The organism is Falsirhodobacter sp. alg1, from assembly GCF_000739715.2.
Classification (GTDB): domain Bacteria; phylum Pseudomonadota; class Alphaproteobacteria; order Rhodobacterales; family Rhodobacteraceae; genus Falsirhodobacter.
On sequence record NZ_BBJC02000001.1, the window covers coordinates 41492 to 65073 of the forward strand.

The 23582-nt window shown below is 59.7% G+C and carries 25 protein-coding genes; 14 read left to right on the forward strand and 11 right to left on the reverse strand.

The genetic code is table 11. From position 1 onward, the window contains the following. Positions 1–40 precede the first annotated feature (40 nt). The 9 genes from TR36_RS00205 to TR36_RS00245 all read left to right on the forward strand — a co-directional run bounded on the left by TR36_RS00205 (position 41) and on the right by TR36_RS00245 (position 6172). Positions 41–706, forward strand: a complete 666-nt coding sequence (locus TR36_RS00205) for a peroxiredoxin (protein ID WP_045393297.1) — start codon at positions 41–43, stop codon at positions 704–706. Then, a complete protein-coding gene (locus TR36_RS00210; protein ID WP_045393299.1) occupies positions 703–1401 on the forward strand; it encodes a fumarylacetoacetate hydrolase family protein in 699 nt (232 codons plus the stop codon). Before TR36_RS00205 ends, TR36_RS00210 begins: the two co-directional genes overlap by 4 nt. Before the next feature lie 149 nt (positions 1402–1550). Next, a complete protein-coding gene (locus tag TR36_RS00215) occupies positions 1551–2165 on the forward strand; it encodes a ribonuclease D (RefSeq protein ID WP_045393301.1) in 615 nt (204 codons plus the stop codon). Continuing rightward, positions 2146–3099, forward strand: a complete 954-nt coding sequence (locus tag TR36_RS00220; RefSeq protein ID WP_045393303.1) for an SIS domain-containing protein — start codon at positions 2146–2148, stop codon at positions 3097–3099. The genes TR36_RS00215 and TR36_RS00220 overlap by 20 nt, the downstream gene beginning before the upstream one ends. Position 3100: 1 nt before the next feature. After that, the gene (lptC, locus tag TR36_RS00225) at positions 3101–3709 is read left to right on the forward strand and encodes an LPS export ABC transporter periplasmic protein LptC (protein WP_045393305.1); all 609 of its coding nucleotides are present in this window, start codon (positions 3101–3103) and stop codon (positions 3707–3709) included. A 16-nt stretch (positions 3710–3725) separates the two neighbouring features. Continuing rightward, on the forward strand, positions 3726–4214 hold the full coding sequence (lptA, locus tag TR36_RS00230) for a lipopolysaccharide transport periplasmic protein LptA (protein ID WP_153010450.1): 489 nt from the start codon (positions 3726–3728) through the stop codon (positions 4212–4214). Continuing rightward, positions 4211–4942, forward strand: a complete 732-nt coding sequence (lptB, locus tag TR36_RS00235; RefSeq protein ID WP_045393307.1) for an LPS export ABC transporter ATP-binding protein — start codon at positions 4211–4213, stop codon at positions 4940–4942. Before lptA ends, lptB begins: the two co-directional genes overlap by 4 nt. Before the next feature lie 165 nt (positions 4943–5107). Further along, positions 5108–5683: a ribosome hibernation-promoting factor, HPF/YfiA family gene (gene hpf / locus TR36_RS00240; RefSeq protein ID WP_045393308.1), complete on the forward strand. Its 576-nt coding sequence runs from the start codon at positions 5108–5110 to the stop codon at positions 5681–5683. A gap of 24 nt (positions 5684–5707) precedes the next feature. Next, positions 5708–6172, forward strand: coding sequence for a PTS sugar transporter subunit IIA (locus TR36_RS00245; RefSeq protein WP_045393311.1), 465 nt, complete (start codon positions 5708–5710; stop codon positions 6170–6172). On the opposite strand, the gene TR36_RS00250 is transcribed toward TR36_RS00245, so the two are convergent. The 7 genes from TR36_RS00250 to cysQ form a co-directional block, all read right to left on the reverse strand. After that, a complete protein-coding gene (locus tag TR36_RS00250; protein ID WP_045393313.1) occupies positions 6169–7569 on the reverse strand; it encodes a hypothetical protein in 1401 nt (466 codons plus the stop codon). The two genes, TR36_RS00245 and TR36_RS00250, sit on opposite strands and share 4 nt — an antisense overlap. A gap of 1 nt (position 7570) precedes the next feature. Continuing rightward, positions 7571–9268, reverse strand: coding sequence for a beta-1,6-N-acetylglucosaminyltransferase (locus TR36_RS00255; RefSeq protein ID WP_062762044.1), 1698 nt, complete (start codon positions 9266–9268; stop codon positions 7571–7573). After that, complete coding sequence (locus TR36_RS00260) at positions 9265–10275, reverse strand: glycosyltransferase family 2 protein (protein WP_045393318.1); 1011 nt, start codon at positions 10273–10275, stop codon at positions 9265–9267. Before TR36_RS00260 ends, TR36_RS00255 begins: the two co-directional genes overlap by 4 nt. Before the next feature lie 90 nt (positions 10276–10365). Continuing rightward, a complete protein-coding gene (locus tag TR36_RS00265) occupies positions 10366–11313 on the reverse strand; it encodes a glycosyltransferase family 2 protein (protein WP_082714829.1) in 948 nt (315 codons plus the stop codon). A 132-nt stretch (positions 11314–11445) separates the two neighbouring features. Continuing rightward, on the reverse strand, positions 11446–12339 hold the full coding sequence (galU, locus tag TR36_RS00270; protein WP_045393321.1) for a UTP--glucose-1-phosphate uridylyltransferase GalU: 894 nt from the start codon (positions 12337–12339) through the stop codon (positions 11446–11448). A 146-nt stretch (positions 12340–12485) separates the two neighbouring features. Further along, complete coding sequence (locus TR36_RS00275) at positions 12486–13289, reverse strand: 3-deoxy-manno-octulosonate cytidylyltransferase (protein WP_045393323.1); 804 nt, start codon at positions 13287–13289, stop codon at positions 12486–12488. Further along, the gene (gene cysQ / locus TR36_RS00280) at positions 13289–14080 is read right to left on the reverse strand and encodes a 3'(2'),5'-bisphosphate nucleotidase CysQ (protein WP_045393325.1); all 792 of its coding nucleotides are present in this window, start codon (positions 14078–14080) and stop codon (positions 13289–13291) included. Before cysQ ends, TR36_RS00275 begins: the two co-directional genes overlap by 1 nt. Before the next feature lie 138 nt (positions 14081–14218). Between cysQ and TR36_RS00285 the strand changes: the two genes are divergently transcribed. The 5 genes from TR36_RS00285 to infB all read left to right on the forward strand — a co-directional run bounded on the left by TR36_RS00285 (position 14219) and on the right by infB (position 20547). Next, a complete protein-coding gene (locus TR36_RS00285) occupies positions 14219–15037 on the forward strand; it encodes an ABC transporter permease (protein WP_045393327.1) in 819 nt (272 codons plus the stop codon). A 130-nt stretch (positions 15038–15167) separates the two neighbouring features. Next, positions 15168–15782 carry a ribosome maturation factor RimP gene (rimP, locus tag TR36_RS00290; RefSeq protein WP_153010451.1) on the forward strand — a complete coding sequence of 205 codons (615 nt, stop codon included), beginning with the start codon at positions 15168–15170 and terminating at the stop codon, positions 15780–15782. Between the two features lie 22 nt (positions 15783–15804). Further along, positions 15805–17415 carry a transcription termination factor NusA gene (gene nusA / locus TR36_RS00295; RefSeq protein ID WP_045393332.1) on the forward strand — a complete coding sequence of 537 codons (1611 nt, stop codon included), beginning with the start codon at positions 15805–15807 and terminating at the stop codon, positions 17413–17415. Position 17416: 1 nt separating this feature from the next. Next, positions 17417–18049, forward strand: a complete 633-nt coding sequence (locus tag TR36_RS00300) for an RNA-binding protein (RefSeq protein ID WP_045393335.1) — start codon at positions 17417–17419, stop codon at positions 18047–18049. Then, the gene (infB, locus tag TR36_RS00305; protein ID WP_045393338.1) at positions 18046–20547 is read left to right on the forward strand and encodes a translation initiation factor IF-2; all 2502 of its coding nucleotides are present in this window, start codon (positions 18046–18048) and stop codon (positions 20545–20547) included. The genes TR36_RS00300 and infB overlap by 4 nt, the downstream gene beginning before the upstream one ends. A 111-nt stretch (positions 20548–20658) precedes the next feature. On the opposite strand, the gene TR36_RS15685 is transcribed toward infB, so the two are convergent. The 4 genes from TR36_RS15685 to TR36_RS00320 form a co-directional block, all read right to left on the reverse strand. Continuing rightward, on the reverse strand, positions 20659–20805 hold the full coding sequence (locus TR36_RS15685) for a hypothetical protein (RefSeq protein WP_045393341.1): 147 nt from the start codon (positions 20803–20805) through the stop codon (positions 20659–20661). A gap of 106 nt (positions 20806–20911) precedes the next feature. Then, complete coding sequence (mutT, locus tag TR36_RS00310; protein WP_045393344.1) at positions 20912–21310, reverse strand: 8-oxo-dGTP diphosphatase MutT; 399 nt, start codon at positions 21308–21310, stop codon at positions 20912–20914. Continuing rightward, positions 21307–22629, reverse strand: coding sequence for a bifunctional glutamate N-acetyltransferase/amino-acid acetyltransferase ArgJ (gene argJ, locus TR36_RS00315; RefSeq protein WP_045393347.1), 1323 nt, complete (start codon positions 22627–22629; stop codon positions 21307–21309). Before argJ ends, mutT begins: the two co-directional genes overlap by 4 nt. Positions 22630–22642: 13 nt before the next feature. Next, positions 22643–23524, reverse strand: a complete 882-nt coding sequence (locus TR36_RS00320) for a peptidylprolyl isomerase (protein ID WP_237763487.1) — start codon at positions 23522–23524, stop codon at positions 22643–22645. Positions 23525–23582 lie beyond the last annotated feature (58 nt).

Here is a 23582-nt window from a genome sequence, read left to right on the forward strand (position 1 = left end):
CGGCGGGCCCCTATGTTGAAACCGGAAGAAGGAGATTTCCATGTCCATCCGCATCAATGACATCGCCCCCGACTTTACCGCCGAGAGCACCGCAGGCACGATCCGTTTCCATGACTGGATCGGTGACGGTTACGCCATCGTGTTCAGCCACCCGCGTGATTTCACGCCCGTATGCACCACCGAATTCAGCGCCGTGGCACAGCTGGCGGGCGAATTCGCCAAGCGGAACACCAAGGTGATCGGTGTTTCCGTCGACACCGTCGAAGAGCATGCGAAATGGAAGCATGATATCGAGGCGGTGGCGGGCAATCCTGCCGATTTTCCGATCATCGATGATACCTCCCTGGCCGTTTCCAAGGCCTATGACATGCTGCCCGCTGAATATTACACCCCGACCGAAGGGCGCACGCCGGCCCATACCGCCACTGTACGGACGGTCTATCTGGTGGGGCCGGACAAGAAGGTACGCCTGACCATTTCCTATCCGATGTCAGTCGGCCGCAACTTTGCCGAGATCCTGCGCGCTCTGGATGCCGTACAGGCCACCGACGGCGTACCGATCGCAACCCCCGCCAACTGGCAGCCCGGTCAGGATGTGATCGTGGCACTCAGCCTCAACGACGATCAGGCCCGTGAAAAATTCGGCGATCTGGACATCAAGCTGCCCTATCTGCGCTTTGCAAAACAGCCCGGAGCCTCGAAATGACGGGCAGCCTGTTTCCGCAAAAATCCTACCCCATTCTGCCGGTTGTCGGGGAGGACGAAGGGTACCCCGTTCACCGCATTTTCTGCGTTGGTCAGAATTACGCCGATCACGCCAAGGAAATGGGGTCTAGCGTCGACATGGAGGCGCCCTTCTATTTCATGAAGGATGCAAGCACCCTGGTGCAATCGGGGGCAACCGTGCCCTATGCGCCGGGCACTGAAAATCTGCATTATGAAATGGAGCTGGTGATTGCCATCGGCGCCCCCCTGTTCCAAGCCACCGAAGCAGAGGCAGAAGCCGCGATCTACGGCTACGCTTCCGGCCTGGACATGACGCGACGCGATCTGCAGGCGGCTGCCAAACAGAAAGGCCGCCCGTGGGATTTTGCGAAGAATTTCGAGCAGTCCTCGATCATTGCCCCCATTACCAGAAAAGAGGCGATGGGGCCGATCGCGGATCAACGCCTGTGGCTGACGCTGGATGGCGACATCAAACAGGACAGCAAACTGTCGGCCATGGCCCGTGGTTGTGCCGAGGTTCTCAGCTACCTTTCGCGTTTCTACCACCTGCAGCCCGGTGATCTGTTGATGACGGGCACACCTGCCGGCATCGGCCCTGTCGTGGCCGGAAGCGTGGTTCGGGGCGGCATTGACGGGCTTGACCCGGTAACCGTCACCTATTCTGCCGCTGAATGAATGGAATTGGCGGGCGTATCAGGATATGCCCGCCAACCCGCGCATGATCCTGCCTGCGCCCGCATCGCGCAGCGCAAAGGACGAGGCCTTTCTTGCGCCGCGCGGCCGGAAGGCTTAGCTGGGGCACGACAAAGGCGGCGCGGATATCCATGACCATACATCTGTACAAAAGCGATTTGCCCGACGGCCTCGACCTAGGCCCGGTTGTGGCAATTGACACGGAAACCATGGGCCTTGATCCGCGGCGCGACAGATTGTGCGTGGTGCAACTGTCTTCGGGCAATGGCCACGCCCATCTGGTCCAGATTACGAAGGGCCAGAAAAGCGCGCCGAACCTTGAACGGTTGCTGGCCGATCCGGAAGTTCTGAAGCTGTTCCATTTCGGGCGCTTCGACATCGCTGCGCTTTATGCCGCCTTCGGCGTCACGACCGCCCCGGTCTGGTGCACGAAAATCGCCTCGCGGATGATCCGCACCTTTACCGACCGGCACGGATTGAAGCATCTGCTGTCGGAAATGGTGGGCGTGGACGTATCAAAGCAACAGCAGACGTCGGATTGGGGCGCAGATGTGCTGACACAGGCACAAAAGGAATATGCAGCGTCCGATGTGCTGCATCTTCATGCCCTGATGCGGGAACTGGAGCGGCGGCTGCAACGCGAAGACCGGATGGAGCTTGCACAGAGCTGCTTTGATTTTCTGCCGACGCGCGCCAAGTTGGACCTTATGGGATGGGACGAACCCAATGACATCTTCCACCACTGACTATCTGGGCACCGCCCGCCGCGTGATCGGAATAGAGGCTGCCGCCCTCGTGACATTGGCAGAGGCGCTGGATGACAGCTTTGTTGCCGCCGTTGGCATGATCCTCGGGGCGCGGGGGCGTGTGATCGTGTCCGGCATGGGAAAATCGGGCCATATCGCCCGCAAGATCGCTGCCACCTTCGCCTCCACCGGCACACCTGCGCAATTCGTGCATCCGGCCGAGGCGAGCCATGGGGATCTGGGCATGGTCACCGCCGAGGATGTGGTACTGGTGCTGTCCTATTCCGGTGAAACGCCGGAACTTGCAAATCTGATCGCCCATACACGCCGCTTTTCCATTCCGATGATAGGGATCGCCTCACGCGCGGACTCCACGCTCCTTCGCCAGTCGGATGTGGCTCTGGTTCTGCCCTCCGCCCCAGAAGCCTGCGGAACAGGTATCGTGCCCACCACATCCACCACCATGACACTGGCGCTTGGCGATGCCCTGGCGCTGGCGCTGATGGAACATCGTGAATTCACGCCAGCCCAGTTCCGCGTTTTCCATCCCGGTGGCAAACTGGGTGCCAAGCTGGCCCATGTGCGGGATCTGATGCACAGCGACCTGCCGCTGGTTCCTGTGGACATGCCGATGACCGAGGCGCTGCTTGTCATGAGCGGCAAGGGCTTTGGCGTTCTGGGCGTGGTCGACGGCGACAGGCTGGCCGGTGTGATCACCGACGGGGATTTGCGGCGCCACATGGACGGGCTGCTATCCCACCGCGCGGCCGAGGTGATGACCACCGCGCCCCGCACCATCGGCCCCGATGCCCTGGCCGAGCAGGCGGTGGCCATCATGCAGGAACGCAAGATTACCGCCCTGTTCGTTGTCAGGGATGGTGCCCCGGTCGGCCTGATCCATATCCATGACTGCCTGCGGGCCGGAGTTATCTGATATGGCGCGGATCCGGGACCGGCATTCACGGCTGGTGGCATTGCTCAAGATAGTTCTGCCGCTGGTCGCGCTTGTCATGCTGTCCACGATCTTTCTGGTATCCCGCACGATCGATCCGGAAGATGCCCTTCCCTATTCGACGGTGGATATCGAAGGCCGCGCAATGGATCCGCGACTGACATTGCCCACATGGTCGGGTGTGACGGCGGATGGCGCCCTGCTGAGCATTGCCGCCGCCGAGGCGCGCCCCCCGACCAAGGATCGCCCCGCCAGCATGACGGCGATGCGGGTGGATCTGAACACGCAGGACGGCGTCCGCACCCGCATGCAATCCGCATCGGGCATATATGACCCCAATGGCGGCCAGGTTACCCTGACAGGGCAGGTGCATATCTATAATTCGCAGGGCTATGACATCCGCATGCCCGAGGCGAACATGTTTCTGGACCGCACGGAAATGACAGGTGACGGCCCGATCACGGCACAGGCCCCCATGGGGCAGCTGACTGCGGGCGGAATGACGCTGACCGTCGGACAGGCCGGCGCGGGAAATTACCTGCTGGACTTCACCGACGGGGTCAAGCTGATATACACGCCAACAAAGGAATGATGTTTTGAGAGGATCCATGCTGAAAGCGACGCTCGTGCTGGCTTCATTGGCCATGGCTCCGATCATGGCCTCTGCCCAGGGGGCCCAGATTGACCTTGGAACAGCCGAACAGGATACGTCGGCCCCTGTCAGCGTCGATGCCGATCAGCTTTCGGTCGATCAGGCAACGGGAATGGCGACCTTCAGCGGGAATGTCCGCGTGGCGCAGGGTGACCTGCGGCTGGCCGCGGGGGAGGTTCGCGTGGAATACGGCACCGAGCAGAACGAGATCCGCACCATGCATGCCACCGGCGGCGTCACCCTGGCCAATGCCGAAATCGCAGCCGAGGCGAAAGAAGCAAGCTACACCATCGCCTCGGGTGAGGTGATTATGACCGGCGATGTCATCCTGACCCAAGGGCCAAGCACCATGTCGGGTCAGCGACTGGTTCTGGATCTGGAATCGGGCAATGGCCGGATGGAGGGACGGGTACAGACCCTGTTCCAGCCGGGTGCACGCCAGTGAACGCCACAGGCCTGGAAATCCGGAACCTGCAGAAGAGCTATCGCCGGCGCACCGTGATCCGCGATGTCTCCCTCACGTTGAACCGGGGTGAGGTGGTGGCCCTGCTGGGACCGAACGGATCGGGCAAGACCACCTGCTTCTATTCTATCGCGGGGCTTGTAACACCCGAAAGCGGCGCGGTCGTGCTGGACGGGCGCGACGTGACGGCGCTGCCGATGTATCGTCGCGCACGGCTCGGGATCGGCTATCTTCCGCAGGAAGTCTCTATTTTCCGCGGACTGACGGTGGAGGACAATATCCTGGCCGTGCTGGAGATCCGCGAGCCCGACCGACATCGCCGACGCGAACGCCTGGAAGAGCTGTTGACCGAATTCTCGATTACGCATATCCGCCGCTCTCCGGCGCTGGCCCTTTCGGGCGGGGAACGTCGTCGTGCCGAGATTGCGCGCTGCCTTGCCGCCGATCCGCATTACGTTCTGCTGGACGAGCCCTTTGCCGGCGTGGATCCCATCGCGGTGGCCGAAATCCGCCATCTGGTGCATGATCTGAAAACACGTGGACTGGGCGTTCTTATCACCGACCATAACGTTCGCGAGACGTTGGGCATCGTGGACCGCGCCTATATCCTGCACGACGGGACGATCCTGAAAAACGGGACGACCGAGGAAATCGTGGCGGATCCGATGGTTCGTCAGGTTTATCTGGGCGATAGCTTTTCTCTTTCCTGAATCTGTGTCTGTCACGAATCGTTGACGTTTGACGGGGCCTGACGCCCAATCAGGGGGTGCGTAAATTCGCCGCCCCATGCCCGGTGGACTGGATTTTGCCCGCGAACCCCCCATCATTGAATCATGGGGCTTTCGTGTCCCGTAAGTTCGAAGGAGGAAAAAACCATGCGTTACCAGATTAGTGGCAAGCAGATCGACATCGGCGAGGCACTCCAGACCCATGTACAATCCGAACTGAACGAAGTGGTCGAAAAATATGCCCAGCGCCCGACCGACGCTGTCATAATTTTCTCACGCATGGCACACGAATATACCTGCGAGGCGATGATCCACCTTTCGACCGGCCTGAATGCCTCCGCCAAGGGCCGCGCGACCGAGATCTATGCCGCATTCGAGGCGGCGCGCGAAAAAATGGACAAACAGTTGCGTCGTTACAAACGTCGCCTGCGCGATCACCATCGCGACCGTACGACGCCTGTTGAATTCGGCGGCGCATCCTCATATATCCTCGCGCCGACTGACGAGGCTGAAAGTGCGACATCAGAGGGGGATGAACCCATGATTATCGCAGAGATGGAGGCGAAGGTGCCTGCCATTACCGTAGGCGAAGCAGTCATGCAGCTAGAGCTTGGAGGCCAGAAGATGCTGGTCTTCCGAAATGAAGGACACGGAGGCGTGAATGTCGTATATCGTCGCGATGACGGTAATATCGGCTGGATCGATCCGCGCAACGCCGGATAGATACCAAGTCCGGTCGGAGATGCCATGGAACTGACGAAAATTCTCGCCCCGGAGGCCGTTCGTGTGATCGGCCATCTGACCAGCAAGAAGCGCCTGTTTCAGGAGCTGGGGGACCTCGCAGGCACTGCCTACGGCATGACCCCCGCCAGCGCGACCGACGGGTTGCAGGAACGCGAGGGCCTTGGCCCCACCGGTGTGGGCCATGGCATCGCCCTGCCCCATGCCCGGCTGCACAGCCTGCCGGGTATTCAGGGCATGTTCATCCGTCTTGAAAAACCGCTGGATTACGATTCCGTCGACCGTCAGCCTGTCGATCTGATTTTTGCCCTGTTCGCGCCCAAGGATTCAGGTGTTGATCACCTAAAGGCGTTGGCATTGGTATCGCGCACGATGCGCGACCCACAGATTTGCCAGAAGCTGCGCGCCAATACCGATCCGGCCAAGCTTTATGCCATCCTGACCGAGGCGCGCGCCTCGCAGGCAGCCTAACTCTCGTCGCGCCACTGCCCGAAGCCGAAGGCGTCATAATCACGCTGGTAGGCTTCGCGGGCAGTATCCTCGATCTCGTCATCCACCAGCGCCGCCAGCGGCACGCTACCCACAGGGACCGAGGCCCCCAGAACCGGGGCCGGACGATCCAGCTGGCTGGCAAGATAGGCCAGCCCTTCGGCCAAGCGGTTCTCGCGCAGGATCAGGTCCGGCGCACGCAACTGGCCAAACCCTTCCAGCATAGCTTGCTGCGTGGCAAAGCCTGCCTCGGCCCGAACCCCCGACTGCCCCGACGTATGCAGTTTCAGATACCGCAAGAAAGCCACAAAGGCGGCCCGATGCTCTTCGAACGGCATCTCCTGCCCCACGGGCGGCAAGGGCACACCAAAGCGGCGTACTAGCTGTTGGCGTATTCCCGGCAGGGCGCCGGTGATCAACTGGTTGGAAAACGCCGCATAGGCCCGCGCCAAGGGGTGCCGCAATACGGTAAAGCTCAACGGGGCACCCTGTGCCTCCCGCCATTGGCGCAACGAACGCTGGTCCATCCGTTCGATGACGCCATCCCCCAATTCGGACAGCCATGCCACGACCTGTTCATCCGGCCCGTTCCGCATCGGCAGATACATGGCCGGGGCATCCTTGGCTGCGACAAAAGTCGGAACCGACGGACCGCGGCGCGGCTCGAAATTCGGAATGCGCGCAAAATCGAACCGGTCGATGCGGGCCAGTGCCTCGGTGACGGCCTCGGGGTTTTCCAGCTTTTCCGACAGAGGGGCCGGATTCTGTTTTTTCAATTTGCTGTCGGGTTCGGCCAGCCGCGCCTCGACCCCCAGAAACTTTGCAAGGCCGTTCAGAACATTGATGTCCTGGATATCTTCATAGTCGATATGGAAGGCGGTCTGGCCCGTTATCTGTAACTGCCGCATGACACCCGCATAAAAATGGCCCAGGTTGTCCAGATGCTCTTCGAACCCTTCGGGGTCGAAATGCACCTTGGCGTTCCGGACATTGCCCGCATGGGTCAGCTTCCATTGCCCCGTCGCCCGCGCGATCAACAGTGAGGTATAGGATTCCAGCGGATTGCGCGTCAGGATGATTTTGGCACAGCTGGGGTCGTTCAGGACCGCCTCGGTAATGCGGACGTCATGGTCCTGAAACTGGCGAAACCCGGCAAGGCCCTTGGTTTGGTCGCGCATGGCGGCCAATGTCGCCAGCGGATCCCGGTCACGTTCCGCCAGGGAAATGCCGAACATCTCGGTCTGGTTCAATTGCCCCATGAAGGCCGGATTGAAAACCTCCCCATGGCAGGTGACGCCTTCCATCGCATTCAGATTCGCTTCCAGAAAATTGGAACCGGTCCGCATCGCGGCAAACATTGCAAAACTTGTGAAGGTCATCTCAACTTACCAGTAAGGGGTGGCCGTGCCGGTCGGGCGTGTGAAACTGGTCATTGGCGGGATAATCCCCCATGACCATAGGCTGCATGCCCTGATTGCGAAGATCCTGCAAGAAGCGGCCAAATCCGGCCAGATCGACGATCTCGGGGGGCTGCGTCAGCCGGGGGCGCAGGCGGGGGGCAATTTCCTCGACCAGAAGCTGCAGAAGCTCCAGCGGATCATCCAGAAATTCGGACAGGTTCCACACGCGCACACGGGCCTTGACCCAGTGGCGGGACAGAAGCTCCAGAAACTCCATCTCGATCCGCTGCAGACGTGCGGCCTCACGCCGGATTTCCGAAAACGGCAGGCCGGACCGATAAAGAGGCACCGCCCATGCACCGCTGATAACCGAAATCTGGGCATTCGGATCCGCCGCAATGAAGCCGTTCAGCTTCTGGTTATCGGCAGGCCCGAATTGGAAGCATTGCCGCTCCGGTGTCGTGTTCCAGATCAGGCTGGTCAGGAAACTCTTGGGATTGTAATCGCGCAAGGAGGCGGAATCGGAAAGCCCCCCTTCGATGATCGTGTCACCGCCTGAAAACTCGGCCCGCCCCGGCGCGAACAGATGCCCGTGGACACGGCTTTCGGTGACCTTGGCCAGCCAGTCGGGGAAGTCGGGCATAAGATCCGAGAACCCCTGGAACATCGAATAGGGACCTGCGGTCTTGCCGTTCTCAAAATTGTCGACCGGAAAACGCCCCTGGTTATAAAGCCCCGCCCGGCCCCGCAGCCTGCGCTCTCTGGCCGCGGAAAACAGCCGGTCGATCCGCCCCGGATTGGGCTCTGACCGCTGAACGCCTTCGGGGCAATCGCCCAGGAATGTCTCATACAGCTCATCGGCATGCGCCCATGCCTTGCGCGCGACAAAGCAGTCCGACCGCCGCAAAAGCGGAATGTGATCGTCATAGAAGATGTGCGGCTTACCCTGGAAATCGAACTTGAACAGCGTCAGGGAACGGCTCTCGATGGCCGTGGAATAGCGGCGGACCAAAGTCTGGAAATAGCTTTCATCAGGGATCCACACCCGGCTGAAATAGCGATCGTGCGCCTGCCGTTCGGGGTTGTCCAGAATGGCTGTCAACGTCCTGCGGCTTAGACACCACCATTGGCTGCCAAGGTGCGGGACCATGCCCGAAGGGATACGTCGCCTGATGCCCAGACGGCGCTGAAGCCGGACCGACATGTCGAACAGCCGACGATGCCTGCGCCAGGAGAAGGGGAAAAACAAGCGGAACCGCTCGATGTTCAGACCACCTATCGTCCAGCCCACCTCCTCGGTAGTGACGGACTCGATAAAATCGGTATCGGGGCGATCCTGCAGATAGGCGATCAAATCAGCCGCAGGGCGCAATGGCAGACACGAGCCGGAGCAGAGATAGACATGCTGCACATCGGGAAATGTTTTCAGCATGACCTGCGATGCTGCCTGCGTGGCCGCGACCAGGTTCCACCCTCCCCATTGGCAGCGATAGCGGGGGCTGAACTTTACCAGTTTGCGCACATCGGACAGTTCGTCGCGCATTTCCCGTACCAGACGGTATCGCACGCGGCTGTCTACATGGATCACCACGGGGCAGCCCTGCTTGGCCCAATGCCGTGCAACCTCGGCCGCGCGATCCAGTGCGGTATGGCACAGCATGACAAATCCGACGCTCATGCCCAATTCCCCTTGGAAATGAGGCCCAGAATTTCGAGCTGCCGCCAGTTCACATATTGCTCGCTCCACCGGGTCCATAGCTTCGGCTCTTGCGACAGCTGTTCCTGATAGGCGGCATATTCGCGGCTCTGGGCGTAATGTTCACCCCGTCGCATCTCTTCCTCGGCCTTGGCACCAAAGGTATCGATGAATTTCGCGTGCATCAGGCAGCCTGACACCTGCTCTCCGCCCCAGCGGTCATAGGTGTTGTTCAGACCACGCGGCAGCATCATGTGGGTAGAGCTGATATAGGCATAGCGCCTGTGCCATCGCACCAGCGGAATCTTGTTCAATGCCGGGGCGGCAAACGGATTATCACCGAAAAAGGCCCTGCCACGGGGGCCACCCTGTATCCAGACATTGCCGAACTGCCCGTTCCGGCTGATCTGGTAATTGCCCGTATCGAACCATGAGGCGATCTTGAACGGGTCCTGCCCCTCGCGATAAGGCTCCTCGCCGATGGCACCGCGCGGATACATATCCAGCAGCATTGCCGACATCGACCGCAGGGAACAGCTGTCCATCCAGTCGGTCAAGGCACGCAAGGGCCGCGTATCGCAAAAGGGATAGACCAGAAACTCATCCGGATCGACCGTCAGGCACCAATGGTTATGGGCGTAACGCCGCATCAGTCCGTTCAGCCAGTCGATCCCGAAATGCGCCCGCTTGTAGCTTGCCGTAGTGGACCACAGCGAGACATCTTCCTGCCGGACCAGATAATCGCGGGTGCCGTCATCGCTTCCGTTGTCGACAAAGATGAAGTGGTTCACACCCATCTTGCGGTAATATTCGAAGAAATAGGGCAACCGGATCCGCTCATTCCGCAGGGTGCAGAAGATAAGGATATCCCCCCGCTGGATCCGCCCCGTCCGGTTTGCCACGATCGCCAGATCCCGCTGCCGCCTGCGCGCACGCATATGGCGGACCTCGCGCTGGACACGCAACCGGACCTTCTCCTTCAAACCCACAAAACCCCTCCTGACGAGGCGGAGACTTGAGCCGTCCCATTGCCGCTTTTCAGAACGTTAGAAACACATGCGTTGAATGTAAACAGCACCTTATACCCATCCGCCCCGCGACATAAGGCCCAAGGCCTCCAGATGACGCCAGCCCTGAAAACGCTGCGCGTGGCGATGCCACAGGTCGGGATCGGCAATCAATGCATCATAATACCCCGAAAACAGGCTGCTGTCGAAAAAATGCTCCCCGCGTGCCTTTTCTATCCCGGAGCGTTCAGGGGCGGAGGACAAAAACTTTGTATGAAGCAGAACACCCGATGCCTGCTCTCCGCCGTCTTCGGCATAAAAGCGGTTCAGACGCGCGGGCAACAGCGAATGCGTCGAATTGACATAGACGTAGTCGCGACGCCACCGGACCAGAGGTACCTTGTTCAGCGTGGGCCCGCGACGTGGATCGGCCAGCAGCGCACGGCTGCGCGGCCCGCCCTGTATCCAGAAATTGCGCATGCGCGGCTGCACCTGAACCGAGTAATTGCCATGGTCGAACCAATGCAGATGCACCAGCGGATCATCCCCGGCCGCATAGGGATGCGCGGTCAGCGGCCCTTTGGGAAAAAGATCGAGCATCATCGCCGGAAACATCGGCTGCCCCTGCCCGTCCAGCCATCCCGTCAATGCCCGCAGATCGCGGGTTTCCCAATGCGGGTAGATCAGCAGTTCGTCGGCATCCAGCGTCAGGCACCAATGCCCGTGCCCGTAGCGCGCCTGCAGCCAGGTTGTCCAATCCACGCCAAAACGCGAGGCCTTGTATCCTGCCCCCGTTTGCCAAAGCGAGATATCGGGCTGCTCGGCCAGATATTCGAGCGATCCGTCATCGCTGCCGTTATCCACCACCAGAAAATGATTGATTCCCAGGCGGCGGGCATGATCCAGAAAATACGGCAACCGCAGACGTTCGTTCCGGATGCAGGCGAACCCCAGAATGGCCTCCGGGTGGATACCAGCGGTTACATCCCGCACGGCTGTCAGATCGTGGCGATGCCGCATTGCCCGGCGCAGCAGCCGTATCCGCCGCAGGAACAATGAAAAAGCCACCCGCGCGGTCTGCGCGGATGGCTTCAAAGGCGAAAGCTCCTGAATGGCCGCCGGAGGCGGGCCAGCCTTTGCCTTGGCCACCGATTACTGGGCCACTTTATGGCTGGAAACGATGTCCTGCAGGAAGTGGCTGAATTCCTCACGCAGATCTTCGCGGGCAAGGCCGAACGCAACGGTTGCCTGAAGGAAGCCGGCTTTGGAACCGCAATCATAACGCTCACCGCGGAAACGGAAACCGTAGACGTTGTTCGATGCCTTGATTTCCTGCGCGATGGCATCGGTCAGCTGGATTTCGCCACCGGCGCCCGTTTCCTTCTTGTCCAGCGTCTCAAGCACCGACGGGGTCAGAATGTAGCGGCCGATCACGGCAAGGTTGGATGGCGGGTTGGATTTCGGCTTTTCAACCATGCCCTTCACGCGGACCATGTTGCCCATATCTTCGGAAACATCCAGAATCCCGTAGGATTTGGTCGCCTCGGTCGGCACTTCCATGGCAGCTACGACGTTGCCGCCGGTCTGCTCATATACTTCGACCATCTGCTTCAGGCAGGGCGTGTCACCGGTGATGACATCATCGGGCAGCATCACGGCAAAAGGCTCGTCGCCGATCAGGCGGCGGGCGCACCAGACAGCATGGCCAAGGCCAAGGGCGCGGTGCTGACGCACATAGGCGATCTTGCCGTCATCCATGTTCGTGCTGTTCAGGACGTCCAGCAACTCGGTCTTGCCCGATGCCTTGAGCGACGCTTCAAGCGTGGGCGATACATCGAAGTAATCCTCGAGAGCGCTTTTGCCGCGAGAGGTGACAAAGATGAACTCCTCGATACCTGCCGCACGGGCTTCATCGATTGCGTATTGCACCAAAGGACGATCAACCAGCGACAGGATTTCTTTCGGGACCGATTTCGTGGCAGGCAGGAAACGTGTCCCCATGCCAGCGACCGGGAAAACGGCTTTCGTTACCTTTTTAATGCTCATGGCTCTCACTTTTTGCGTTAACACGCGGAATTGATCTTCAGGTTAGGACCTTGCCACGGCTTATGACAACCCTTTGCCCTGTGATTTTGCGAACAATAGTATGACTGCCAACGAAATCAACAATTTCGCTGGCAGATAGGCGATTTTCAACCGGCGCATTCACGCTGTGTCGCGAGCATTAACTCTATACGTTCTACATCCTCTGGGTTGTTCAGTTCCCAGAATTCGCGCCCCCGCGCTTCTACTTCTACACATAGAACGCGGTGGCCGTTTTCCATGAACCTGAGCTGCTCCAGACCCTCCAGAGTTTCCAAGGGGCCAATGTTCCAGCCGGGGTACTTGGCCAGTGCTTCGGGGCGATAGGCATAGACCCCGACATGGTGGAAAACCGGCGTCGATTCGCCCTCGGCGTAGGTTCTGGAGGTGAAGGGGATCACCTCCTTGGAGAAATACATTGCCTGACGTGCCGCCCCGAAAACCGCCGTGGTTCCGCCCACGCGGCCCGCACGCCGGTCCGCAAGCAATCCGTTCAGGGCGGCGCCGTCACATCGCAGCACCGGTGTTGCAATTTCCACCTGCGAATCGGCCCGCAACCCTGCCACCAGATCCTCGACGAACCAGGCGGGTGTCAGCGGCGCATCTCCCTGCAGGTTCACCACGATATCATACCCCGGCAGCTTGGCTGCCACCTCGGCACAACGCTCCGTTCCATTGCGGCATTCGGCAGAGGTCATGACGACCTCGGCACCGAAGCCCTCGGCATGGTCGCGGATGCGGGCATCATCCGTGGCAACCACCACCCGGTCCACCCCCCTGACGGCCATGGCGGCATCCCAACTGCGGCGGATCAGGGTCTTGGCAGCGCCGTCGGGGCCGCGAAGCTCCACCAGCGGTTTGCCCGGATAGCGGGTAGAGGCATAGCGGGCAGGAATAGCGATCAGAACGGACATTACTTCAGTTCCACACCCGGCGCATATGCAATGAAGAACGGATTGTCCCAGCCGCCCTTGCCATAGGCCAGCGGTGTATGGTCATCAAAACGCACGACCGTTCCGCCTGCGCCGCGCAGGACCGCGTCTCCGGCAGCGGTATCCCACTCCATCGTACGACCAAGGCGCGGATAGATGTCGGCCTCCCCCGTTGCGACGAGGCAGAACTTCAGGCTGGAACCGGCGCTGGTCATGTCACGGACCATGTATTTGCCGATATAATCATCGGTTGCCTGATCGCGGTGGGATTTGGACGCAACAACCATCAGTGCGGCATTGTCGGGCTTGGACACCGCCATGGGCACCAGATCCCCCACGACATCCTTGTGCAGGGCACCGGTCTCCTCGACCGACTGGCCAGAAGCATCCGTGTAGAACAGACGGCCCTTGGCAGGTGCATAGACAATTCCGCGCAACGGCACGCCATCTTCGACATAGGCGATATTGACCGTGAAATCGCCACGACGCTGGATGAATTCCTTGGTGCCATCCAGCGGATCGACGATCAGGAACGTCTTGGCGCTAAGGGCATGGCTGTCGGCCTGCTCTTCGGTAATCAGCGTCACATCGGGAAATGCCGCGCGCAGCCCTTCGGAGATGATCTCATCCGCCGCTTCATCTGCGGCGGTGACGGGGCTGTCATCGGATTTCACACGCATCTCGAAATCGGCCGAATCGTAAATCTCCATAATCCGGTCACCAGCAAGCAAGGCCAGCTTGCGCATTGTTGGAACCAAGGCGTCGAAATCCATCGGCATCTCCTCTTTTGCCCGCAGGCCGGTATGGCCATACGCACCTGACGAAGGGGTGCGTTGCTTACGGGGCTGTATCCCACTATTATGCGAACTGTTCCAAACGGCAAGCATAGCCCGCCCCATCAGGAGATCGCGATGTTTTACACACCGACGGCCCGCCGAGGCATTCTGCGATCCGCCTTCATCACCGGCGAAACGATATTCCACGCGACCGTACGCTCCATCCGCAAGGGGCACGGGAACGCGATCATCGGCCTGATCATGAACATGCTCCAGACCCTGATGCTGGTCACGGTGTTCTACCTGCTGATGAGCGTGGCAAGCATGCGCAGCTTTGCGATCCGCGGGGATTTCGTGCTTTACGTAATGTCGGGCATCTTCATCTACATGACCCACATCAAGACCGTTTCCGCAGTCGCCTCGGCCGAGGGGCCGACCTCGCAGATGATGAAACACGCCCCGATGAACCCGATCATCGCGGTGGCGGCGGCTGCCTTCGGCTCCCTCTACAATCAGGCGCTGTCTGCGGCAGTGGTGCTGTTCATATATCATTCGGTAGTGACGCCCATCCATATCGACAACCCCGTGATGACCGGTGCGATGTTCATGTTGGCATGGGCCAGCGGCGCGGCCATCGGGCTGATCGGATATGCGGCAACGCCGTGGAACCCCAGCTTGGTGAAGCTGCTGGTGTCGCTCTATACACGGATCAACATGGTCGCCTCGGGCAAGATGTTTCTGGCCAATACCCTGAGCGCCGCAATGCTGGGGATGTTCGACTGGAACCCGTTGTTCCACATCATCGACCAGATCCGCGGGTTCGTCTTTCTGAACTACAGCCCCCACAACACCGAGCTTGCCTATCCGGTAGAGGTGACGCTGGTCTGCCTCGTGATCGGGATGATGGGCATTTTCTACACCCGCCGCTATGCCTCCATGAGCTGGGGCGTCTAGCAAGCTTGCGTCTGCTGCGCTGCTGCGCTATATGCAGCGCAACAGCGGCGCGTCGGGGTCCAAACCCGAGGCTCCAACCGGATGCACATACGGGCCGCTACGGCCCGTTTTTTTATGTCTGGACCCGATGATGAGCGACCTTATTGCCAAGACCGCTATTGACCAGCGCCTCGCGGAACTCGTGACCCCTACGATCGAGGATCTGGGATTCGAGCTGGTTCGTATCCGCCTGATGGGCGGCAAGACACGCGTATTGCAGATCATGGCCGACAAGCCCGAGGGCGGGATCGAGGTCGATGATTGCGGCGCGATTTCCACGGCCGTTTCGGCGGTGCTGGATGTCAGCGATCCGATCGATGACAACTATACGCTCGAAGTATCCTCGCCCGGAATCGACCGCCCGTTGACCCGTCTGAAGGATTTCGACATGTGGGCCGACTATGAGGCCCGTGTCGAAACGACCGAGCTGATCGATGGACGCCGCCGCTTCAAGGGCTTCCTGCGCGGCACCGAAGGCTCTGAGATCCTGATCGAAATCGAGGAATCCGGCCAGATCCTGACGATCGGACTGGAGTTCGAGTGGCTGTCCGACGCAAAGCTGATCCTGACAGATGAGCTGATTGCAGAAATGCTGCGCCAGAAAAAGGCCAGCGGCGCATTCAATGAATCCGATTTCGACGAAGTCCAGACCTCGGAGGGCGACGACGATGACGACGCCATCGAGCCCCCCGTAACAAAGCACTGATTTTCTCCGAAAGGCTATCGACATGGCGATTACCTCGGCCAACCAGCTTGAACTGTTGCAAACCGCCGAAGCGGTGGCACGCGAAAAAATGATCGATCCGGATCTGGTGATTCAGGCGATGGAAGACAGCCTCGCCCGGGCCGCGAAATCGCGTTACGGTGCCGAACTGGATATCCGCGTCAAGATCGACCGCAAGACGGGCCGCGCGACATTCTCGCGGATCCGTACCGTGGTCGAAGACGACGAGATGGAGAATCACCACGCCCAGCTGACCGTGAAGGAGGCCAAAAGCCACACTTCCGATCCGCAGGTCGGCGACGAGATCATCGACGAGGTTCCGCCTGTGGAACTGGGCCGCATTGCCGCACAATCCGCCAAGCAGGTCATCCTGCAGAAAGTGCGCGAAGCCGAGCGGGACCGTCAGTTCGATGAATTCAAGGACCGCAAGGGCTCGATCATCAACGGTCTGGTCAAACGCGAGGAATACGGCAACATCATCGTCGATATCGGCCGTGGTGAGGCGATCCTGCGCCGCAATGAAAAGATCGGCCGCGAATCCTATCGTCCGAACGACCGTATCCGCTGCTATATCAAGGATGTCCGCCGTGAACCCCGCGGCCCGCAGGTGTTCCTGTCGCGGACCGATCCGCAGTTCATGGCCGAATTGTTCAAGATGGAAGTGCCGGAAATCTACGATGGCATCATCGAAATCAAGGCCGTTGCCCGTGACCCGGGTTCGCGCGCGAAAATCGGTGTAATCTCGCATGACAATTCGATCGATCCGGTCGGTGCCTGCGTCGGTATGCGCGGAAGCCGCGTTCAAGCCGTGGTCAACGAACTGCAAGGCGAAAAGATCGATATCATTCCGTGGAATGAAGATCAGGCGACGTTCCTCGTGAACGCGTTGCAGCCTGCAGAAGTGTCGAAAGTGGTCATCGATGACGACGCAGGCAAGATCGAAGTGGTCGTGCCCGACGAACAACTGTCGCTGGCCATCGGTCGTCGCGGGCAGAACGTTCGTCTTGCAAGCCAGCTGACATCGCTGGATATCGACATCGTCACCGAGAGCGACGAAAGCGCGCGCCGTCAGGCGGAATTCAATGAACGGACAAATCTGTTCATGGAGACCCTTGATATCGACGAGATGATGGCCCAACTCCTTGTTGCGGAGGGGTTCACCAATCTTGAAGAGGTGGCCTATGTCGATCAGGAAGAACTTCTGTCGATCGACGGCTTCGATTCGGACACTGCCTCGGAACTGCAGGCCCGTGCCCGTGACAACCTCGAAGCAGCCAATAACAAGGCATTGGAAAATGCCCGTGCATTGGGTGCCGAGGAAAGCCTGATCGAATTCGAGGGTCTTACCCCGATGATGGTCGAGGCACTGGCCAAGGACGGCGTGAAGACGGTTGAGGATTTTGCAACCTGCGCCGACTGGGAACTGGCTGGCGGCTGGACCACGCAGAACGGTCAACGTGTGAAGGATGAAGGGCTTCTGGAGTCCTTTGACATGAGCCTTGAAGACGCACAGACGCTGATCATGACAGCTCGCGTCATGCTGGGCTGGGTCGACCCGACCGAGGCGGAAGCCGAGGAAGAGCCGGCTGAATACGAAGAAGAAGACGAGGCCTGATATGACCCGTGGTGGCCGGGACGATATGCGCGAGGACCCAGAGCGCAAATGCATCGTTACGGGCACCTCGGGTGCCAAGGCGGGGCTTGTCCGCTTCGCCCTTGGTCCCGATGCGCAGGTTGTCCCCGATATTTTGGGGCGACTTCCGGGGCGCGGGTTCTATGTATCGGCCAATAGGGCCGCGATCGAGAAGGCCGCGGCCAAAGGCTTGTTTGCACGTGCCGCACGCCAGCCGGTCAAAGTCCCCGAAGGGCTTGCCGATCTGGTCGAGGCACAGACGGCGCGCCGGGTTGTGGATCTGATCAGCCTTGCCCGCAAGGCAGGGTCCGCGGTCACGGGGTACGAGAAGGTGAAGGATTGGCTGGTCAAGGAGAAGGCACGAGTTCTTGTCCAGGCCAGCGACGGCTCGGAACGCGGCAAATCGAAGCTGCACCCTCCGGGCGGAACAGAAACGTTCATAGGCTGCCTGACCTCTGAGGAATTGGGTTTGGCTTTCGGACGTGAACATGCGATACACGGCGCGCTTGCGGCTGGCGGACTCACCAAGCGTGTAGTAGAGGAAGCCGCAAGACTCGCCGGACTTCGCGGTGACATCGGCGGCAGGCCCGCCGGAAGGGATACGAAAGACGCATGAGCGATACAGACGGTAAAAAGCCCCTCGGTCTGGGCGGGGCCCCGCGTCCGGGGTCAGTGAAGCAAAGCTTCAGCCACGGCCGCACGAAGAGTGTTCTGGTAGAAACGAAGCGCAAACGCGTTGTCGTGCCGAAGCAGGGTGCTCCTGGGGCAGCCTCTGGCAGCGGTCAAACCCGTTTGGGTGACCCATCAAAACGCCCTGCAGGCATCACCGATGCCGAAATGGAACGGCGCCTGACGGCGTTGCGTGCTGCAAAGGCACGTGAAGCCGATGACGCAATCCGCCGCGCGGAAGAAGAGCGTCAGCGGGAAGAAGAGCGTCAGCGCCGCCGCGACGAAATTGAAGCCCGCGAGCGTGAAGAGCGTGAACGTGAGGCCGCACTGAAGGCCAAGGCCGAAGAAGCCGAGCGCATGAAAGCGCTGGCCGAAGCGGACGCCCGCCGTGCCGAAGCCGCGAAAAGTGCCGAAGCAGAAGCGCCGGCACCGCGTCAGGCCAATAATGCAGGCCCCGGCCCTTCGCGTCCATCCAGCCCCGGCCCGCGCAAGGCCGAGCGGGAGCGGGAAGACCGTGACCGTGTTGGCAAAGGTCGTGAAGACAGCCGCCGTACAGGCAAGCTGACCCTGAACGATGCCCTTCAGGGCGAAGGCGGACGCACCCGTTCGTTGGCTGCAATGAAGCGGAAACAGGAAAAAGCGCGTCAGAAGGCGATGGGCACAGGCCAGCGTTCTGAAAAGCAATTCTACGATGTCCGCATTCCGGAAACCATCGTCGTGTCCGAACTGGCCAACCGCATGAAGGAACGTGCGGCGGATGTGGTCAAGTCGCTCATGAAAATGGGCATGATGGTCACGATGAACCAGGCGATCGACGCGGATACCGCGCAGCTTGTGATCGAGGAATTCGGCCACCGCGCTGTTCGCGTTTCCGATTCCGATGTGGAACAGGTCATCCAGCAGACGACGGATGATGCAGGGAACCTGAAAACGCGTGCTCCGGTCATTACGATCATGGGCCACGTTGACCATGGTAAGACCTCGCTGCTGGACGCGATCCGCAAGGCGAACGTCGTATCGGGCGAAGCAGGCGGCATCACGCAGCACATCGGCGCCTATCAGGTGAAAACCGAGAATGGCTCGCTGCTGACCTTCCTCGACACCCCCGGCCACGCGGCCTTCACCTCCATGCGTGCCCGCGGGACGCAGGTGACGGATATCGTCGTGCTGGTAGTTGCTGCCGATGACGCGGTCATGCCGCAAACCATCGAGGCGATCCACCACGCCAAGGCGGCCAATGTTCCGATGATCGTTGCGATCAACAAGATCGACAAGCCCGGTGCCAATCCGACGAAGGTTCGTACGGACCTACTGCAGCACGAAATCGTCGTAGAGGCGATGTCGGGTGACGTGCAGGATGTCGAGGTTTCGGCCAAAACCGGTCTGGGACTCGATTCGCTGCTGGAGGCCATCGCGCTTCAGGCAGAGATCCTTGAACTGAAGGCAAACCCTGATCGCGCCGCTTCCGGTGCCGTGATCGAGGCGCAGCTTGATGTTGGCCGTGGCCCGGTTGCAACTGTTCTGGTTCAGAACGGTACGCTGAAGCGTGGCGATATCTTTGTCGTCGGCCAGCAATGGGGCAAGGTCCGCGCACTGATCAACGATCAGGGTGAGCGTGTGAACGAAGCCGGCCCGTCGGTTCCTGTCGAGGTGCTGGGTCTGAACGGCACGCCGCATGCCGGTGACGTATTGAACGTGGTCGAAACCGAAGCGCAGGCGCGGGAAATTGCGTCCTATCGTGAAAACGCGGCCAAGGACAAACGCGCTGCGGCCGGTGCGGCAACAACCCTGGAACAGCTGATGGCGAAGGCCAAGGCAGATGCCAGCGTTGCCGAACTGCCAGTCCTGGTCAAAGCCGACGTTCAAGGCTCTGCCGAGGCGATTGTTCAAGCGCTTGAGAAGATCGGCAATGACGAGGTACGCGTGCGTATCCTGCATTACGGTGTTGGAGCCATCACCGACAGCGATGTCGGCCTGGCAGAAGCATCGAATGCGCCGATCATCGGGTTCAACGTCCGTGCAAATGCTTCGGCCCGCCAGTCAGCAAACCAGAAGAGCGTAGAGATCCGGTATTACTCGATCATCTATGATCTGGTTGATGACATCAAAGCTGCCGCATCCGGATTGTTGAAAAACGAAATCCGCGAGCACTTCATCGGCTACGCAACGATCAAGGAAACCTTCAAGATTACCGGTGCCGGTATGATCGCAGGTTGCCTTGTGACCGAGGGGATTGCCCGCCGTTCGGCTGGTGTACGCCTGCTGCGTGACAACGTGGTAATCCACGAAGGCACGCTGAAGACACTGAAACGCTTCAAGGACGAAGTGAAAGAAGTGCAGTCGGGCCAGGAGTGCGGGATGGCATTCGAGCGTTATGAAGACCTTCGCGTTGGTGACGTGATCGAGATCTTCGAGCGTGAAGAAGTCAAACGTACGCTGCAATAAGCATCGAACTGAAAACTTTAAAGCCGGGCCCTAGCGCCCGGCTTTTTCATATCTGGCATCTGGACATAAAAAAACCGGCCCCGAAGGTCCGGCTTTTCTTATTGACGTTGATTAGGCAGCAGCGACGCGTTCCGAGCTAACGGGACGGCCTACAAAGCTTTTCTCGCCGACCTGAACGATCATTTTGCCGTCTGGCATATCGCTCACGAACAGACCTTGTACCGAGATACAGCTTCCGATGGTGATGGTGCGCAACATGGATCTCTCTCCCTTATCTATGTCACCATCCGTACATAAAACTATTAAAAAAACATCATGAATTCGGCGTCGGATTGCAGAATTTGACCGGTTTGTGATTGCCCTGTTACATAAAAGCACTAAGAGCGGGGAGCAAAGGCAGGTCTGCAGGCGGCATTGGCAAATTTTTTAGGCAATTTATCGCCGACCATTGCAAAGCCTGACCCTCCCTGCCTTCGGGAATCCCCTGCCATTTCCGGCAAACATACAGCGGCATCAGCAAATGAAACGACTCATAGCTGTGACTGGCGAATGTCAGGGGTGCCAAATCGGCCTCGGCCACGGTGATTCCCAGCTCTTCCTGCAACTCGCGGACCAAGGCTGCTTCCGGCGTTTCTCCTGTTTCCACTTTGCCGCCAGGAAATTCCCACAAACCCTCAAGGGATTTCCCCTCGGGACGCTGCGCCATAAGGATTTGGCCCTGATCATCAACCAGGGCCACCGCTGCAACAAGAACCAGCTTCATGAACGATAATCGGCGTTGATATCGATGTAACGGTGGGTCAGATCGCAGGTCCACACCGTACGCGAGGCGCGGCCCTGTGCCAGATCTACAGTGATGACCAGTTCATCACCCTTCATGTACTCGCTGGCCGCTTCCTCGGAATAGGAGCGGCTGCGCCAGCCGCGTTCTGCAAGAACCATGTCGCCAAGGCTGATCTTCAACTTGTCACGATCCGCAACAGCCCCCGATTTTCCAACTGCCATGACAATACGGCCCCAGTTCGGATCCTCTCCGGCGACTGCCGTCTTGACCAGCGGTGAATTGGCAATCGCCATGGCCACGCGATGTGCATCTTCGGGACTGGCCGCGCGCGTCACACGCACTTCGACGAATTTCGTCGCACCTTCCCCATCCTTGACCACCTGCTGTGCCAGATCACGCATTACCGTGCCCAATGCCTCTTCGAACGCGCGGGCGACCTCGCCCGAGCGTACCGGTGCGGCCTTGCTTTTGCCCGTGGCTGCCAGAATCAGCGCATCGGAAGTAGAGGTATCGCTATCAACCGTAATGGCGTTGAACGTTTCGTCTACCTGACGGGACAGCATTTTCTGCAGCAGCGCCGGCGTAATCTTTGCATCGGTGAAGATATAGACCAGCATCGTCGCCATATCCGGCGCGATCATGCCCGACCCCTTGGCAATACCGGCGATACGGATTGTTCCGCCTTCTCCCTTCACCGTGGCAGTGGCGCCTTTGGGGAAAGTGTCGGTCGTCATGATCGCCCGCGCGGCATCCTCGATGCCCGCAGGGTTCAATGACCAGACCAGATCCTCCACCTTGTCTACGATGCGTTTGTGGGGCAGCGGCTCACCGATCACCCCGGTAGAGGAGGTGAATACACGGTTCTCCGGAATGCCTGTCACACGCGCGACTGCGGCACATATCTCGGCAACCGATTTCACGCCAGCATTGCCCGTGAATGCGTTGGAGTTTCCGGAGTTGATCAGGATGGCTGCACCCGCAGTCCGGGAAATGCGGCCCGCCAGTTTTTCCTGACAGTCCAACACACAGGCCGCCCGCGTGGACGACCGCGTGAAAACACCCGCCACCGAAGTGCCGGGTGCCAGACGGATCAGGGATACATCGGTCCGGCCAGCATAACGTACGCCCGCCTCCACCGCTGCAAATTCGACCCCTTCGATATTGGGGAGCTTCGGAAAGCCCCCCTTCGGTGCCAATGGCGAAACCGCTTTCGCGGATTTTGGCGAAGATTTCGCCTCCATCTTGGAAAGCTTCTTTTTCAGCGCCTTTGCTTCGGCCTTCCAGTCGGTCTTCGCCATTTTGTTTCCTTGATCAGTTGTCGATCAGAGAATCATCCCGAAGCAGTGCCGGGTCAAGCCCTTCACCGGGGCGCGTGATATCGGCGCTTTCGGTCATGGCTGCCAAGTGGTCCGTAACCGCCTGTTCCTGCAGTTCCGAGGTCAGATCGTCACGCACATCATCCAACGTCGGCTTCGCAGCCTCACGCGTTTCGTTCAGCTTGATGATGTGCCAGCCGAACTGGGTTTGCACCGGCTCGGAGATATCGCCCACTTCCATGCTCGAAACAGCTTGCTGGAAGGGCTCAACCATCATGCCTTCACCGAACCAGCCAAGCTCGCCGCCGTTCTGCGCCGCGCCATCGGTCGATTTTTCCTTGGCCACATCGGCGAAATCCGCGCCGCCATCCAGCTCGGCCTTCACGGCCTTCGCTTCATCCTCGGTGGCTACCAGAATATGCGAGGCATTGTATTCGGTCGTCGGCTCGGCATTCGCATAACGGGCGTCATAGGCCGCCTGCAGCGATTCGTCGGTCACGGCAGAGGCGGCAACAGCCTCCAGCGCCTTGGAGGCGAGGTAGGACTGGCGTTCGATCTCCATGGCGATCTCGTCTTTGGCGGTCATGTCGCCTTCAACGGAATCAGCCAGAGCCTGCTGCTGGATCAGCTGCTCCATTACCCCTTTGAACAGGGCCTCGTCGGGGAGGCTCTGGTATTGCGCGGGCAAACGCTGGCGTAGGACCAGCATCTGGCCAAGCGTGATATCCTTGCCATTGACCGTTGCCACAACCGTATCGGCGGTGGCGTCGGTGCTGGCTGCTGCCGGTGCGGGGTCTGCCGCGGTGTCTTGGGCAAAGCCGGGCGTGGCCAGCACAAGGGCCACCGCAGTCGCCGTCAGCATGTTTTTCATCAGCATGGTCTTCTCCGATTAGGCCGCACAGAGTCGCGCGACGTTGACTTGTAACCCACCACAC

What these genes read in the sequence shown, in the direction of transcription:
- TR36_RS00205 (WP_045393297.1), top strand. Translation starts at nt 41, where the DNA reads ATGTCCATCCGCATCAATGACATCGCCCCCGACTTTACCGCCGAGAGC.
- TR36_RS00210 (WP_045393299.1), top strand. Translation starts at nt 703, where the DNA reads ATGACGGGCAGCCTGTTTCCGCAAAAATCCTACCCCATTCTGCCGGTT.
- TR36_RS00215 (WP_045393301.1), top strand. Translation starts at nt 1,551, where the DNA reads ATGACCATACATCTGTACAAAAGCGATTTGCCCGACGGCCTCGACCTA.
- TR36_RS00220 (WP_045393303.1), top strand. Translation starts at nt 2,146, where the DNA reads ATGACATCTTCCACCACTGACTATCTGGGCACCGCCCGCCGCGTGATC.
- lptC (WP_045393305.1), top strand. Translation starts at nt 3,101, where the DNA reads ATGGCGCGGATCCGGGACCGGCATTCACGGCTGGTGGCATTGCTCAAG.
- lptA (WP_153010450.1), top strand. Translation starts at nt 3,726, where the DNA reads ATGCTGAAAGCGACGCTCGTGCTGGCTTCATTGGCCATGGCTCCGATC.
- hpf (WP_045393308.1), top strand. Translation starts at nt 5,108, where the DNA reads ATGCGTTACCAGATTAGTGGCAAGCAGATCGACATCGGCGAGGCACTC.
- TR36_RS00245 (WP_045393311.1), top strand. Translation starts at nt 5,708, where the DNA reads ATGGAACTGACGAAAATTCTCGCCCCGGAGGCCGTTCGTGTGATCGGC.
- TR36_RS00250 (WP_045393313.1), bottom strand. Translation starts at nt 7,569, where the DNA reads ATGACCTTCACAAGTTTTGCAATGTTTGCCGCGATGCGGACCGGTTCC.
- TR36_RS00255 (WP_062762044.1), bottom strand. Translation starts at nt 9,268, where the DNA reads ATGAGCGTCGGATTTGTCATGCTGTGCCATACCGCACTGGATCGCGCG.
- TR36_RS00265 (WP_082714829.1), bottom strand. Translation starts at nt 11,313, where the DNA reads ATGCGGCATCGCCACGATCTGACAGCCGTGCGGGATGTAACCGCTGGT.
- galU (WP_045393321.1), bottom strand. Translation starts at nt 12,339, where the DNA reads ATGAGCATTAAAAAGGTAACGAAAGCCGTTTTCCCGGTCGCTGGCATG.
- TR36_RS00275 (WP_045393323.1), bottom strand. Translation starts at nt 13,289, where the DNA reads ATGTCCGTTCTGATCGCTATTCCTGCCCGCTATGCCTCTACCCGCTAT.
- cysQ (WP_045393325.1), bottom strand. Translation starts at nt 14,080, where the DNA reads ATGGATTTCGACGCCTTGGTTCCAACAATGCGCAAGCTGGCCTTGCTT.
- TR36_RS00285 (WP_045393327.1), top strand. Translation starts at nt 14,219, where the DNA reads ATGTTTTACACACCGACGGCCCGCCGAGGCATTCTGCGATCCGCCTTC.
- rimP (WP_153010451.1), top strand. Translation starts at nt 15,168, where the DNA reads ATGAGCGACCTTATTGCCAAGACCGCTATTGACCAGCGCCTCGCGGAA.
- nusA (WP_045393332.1), top strand. Translation starts at nt 15,805, where the DNA reads ATGGCGATTACCTCGGCCAACCAGCTTGAACTGTTGCAAACCGCCGAA.
- TR36_RS00300 (WP_045393335.1), top strand. Translation starts at nt 17,417, where the DNA reads ATGACCCGTGGTGGCCGGGACGATATGCGCGAGGACCCAGAGCGCAAA.
- infB (WP_045393338.1), top strand. Translation starts at nt 18,046, where the DNA reads ATGAGCGATACAGACGGTAAAAAGCCCCTCGGTCTGGGCGGGGCCCCG.
- TR36_RS15685 (WP_045393341.1), bottom strand. Translation starts at nt 20,805, where the DNA reads ATGTTGCGCACCATCACCATCGGAAGCTGTATCTCGGTACAAGGTCTG.
- mutT (WP_045393344.1), bottom strand. Translation starts at nt 21,310, where the DNA reads ATGAAGCTGGTTCTTGTTGCAGCGGTGGCCCTGGTTGATGATCAGGGC.
- argJ (WP_045393347.1), bottom strand. Translation starts at nt 22,629, where the DNA reads ATGGCGAAGACCGACTGGAAGGCCGAAGCAAAGGCGCTGAAAAAGAAG.
- TR36_RS00320 (WP_237763487.1), bottom strand. Translation starts at nt 23,524, where the DNA reads ATGCTGATGAAAAACATGCTGACGGCGACTGCGGTGGCCCTTGTGCTG.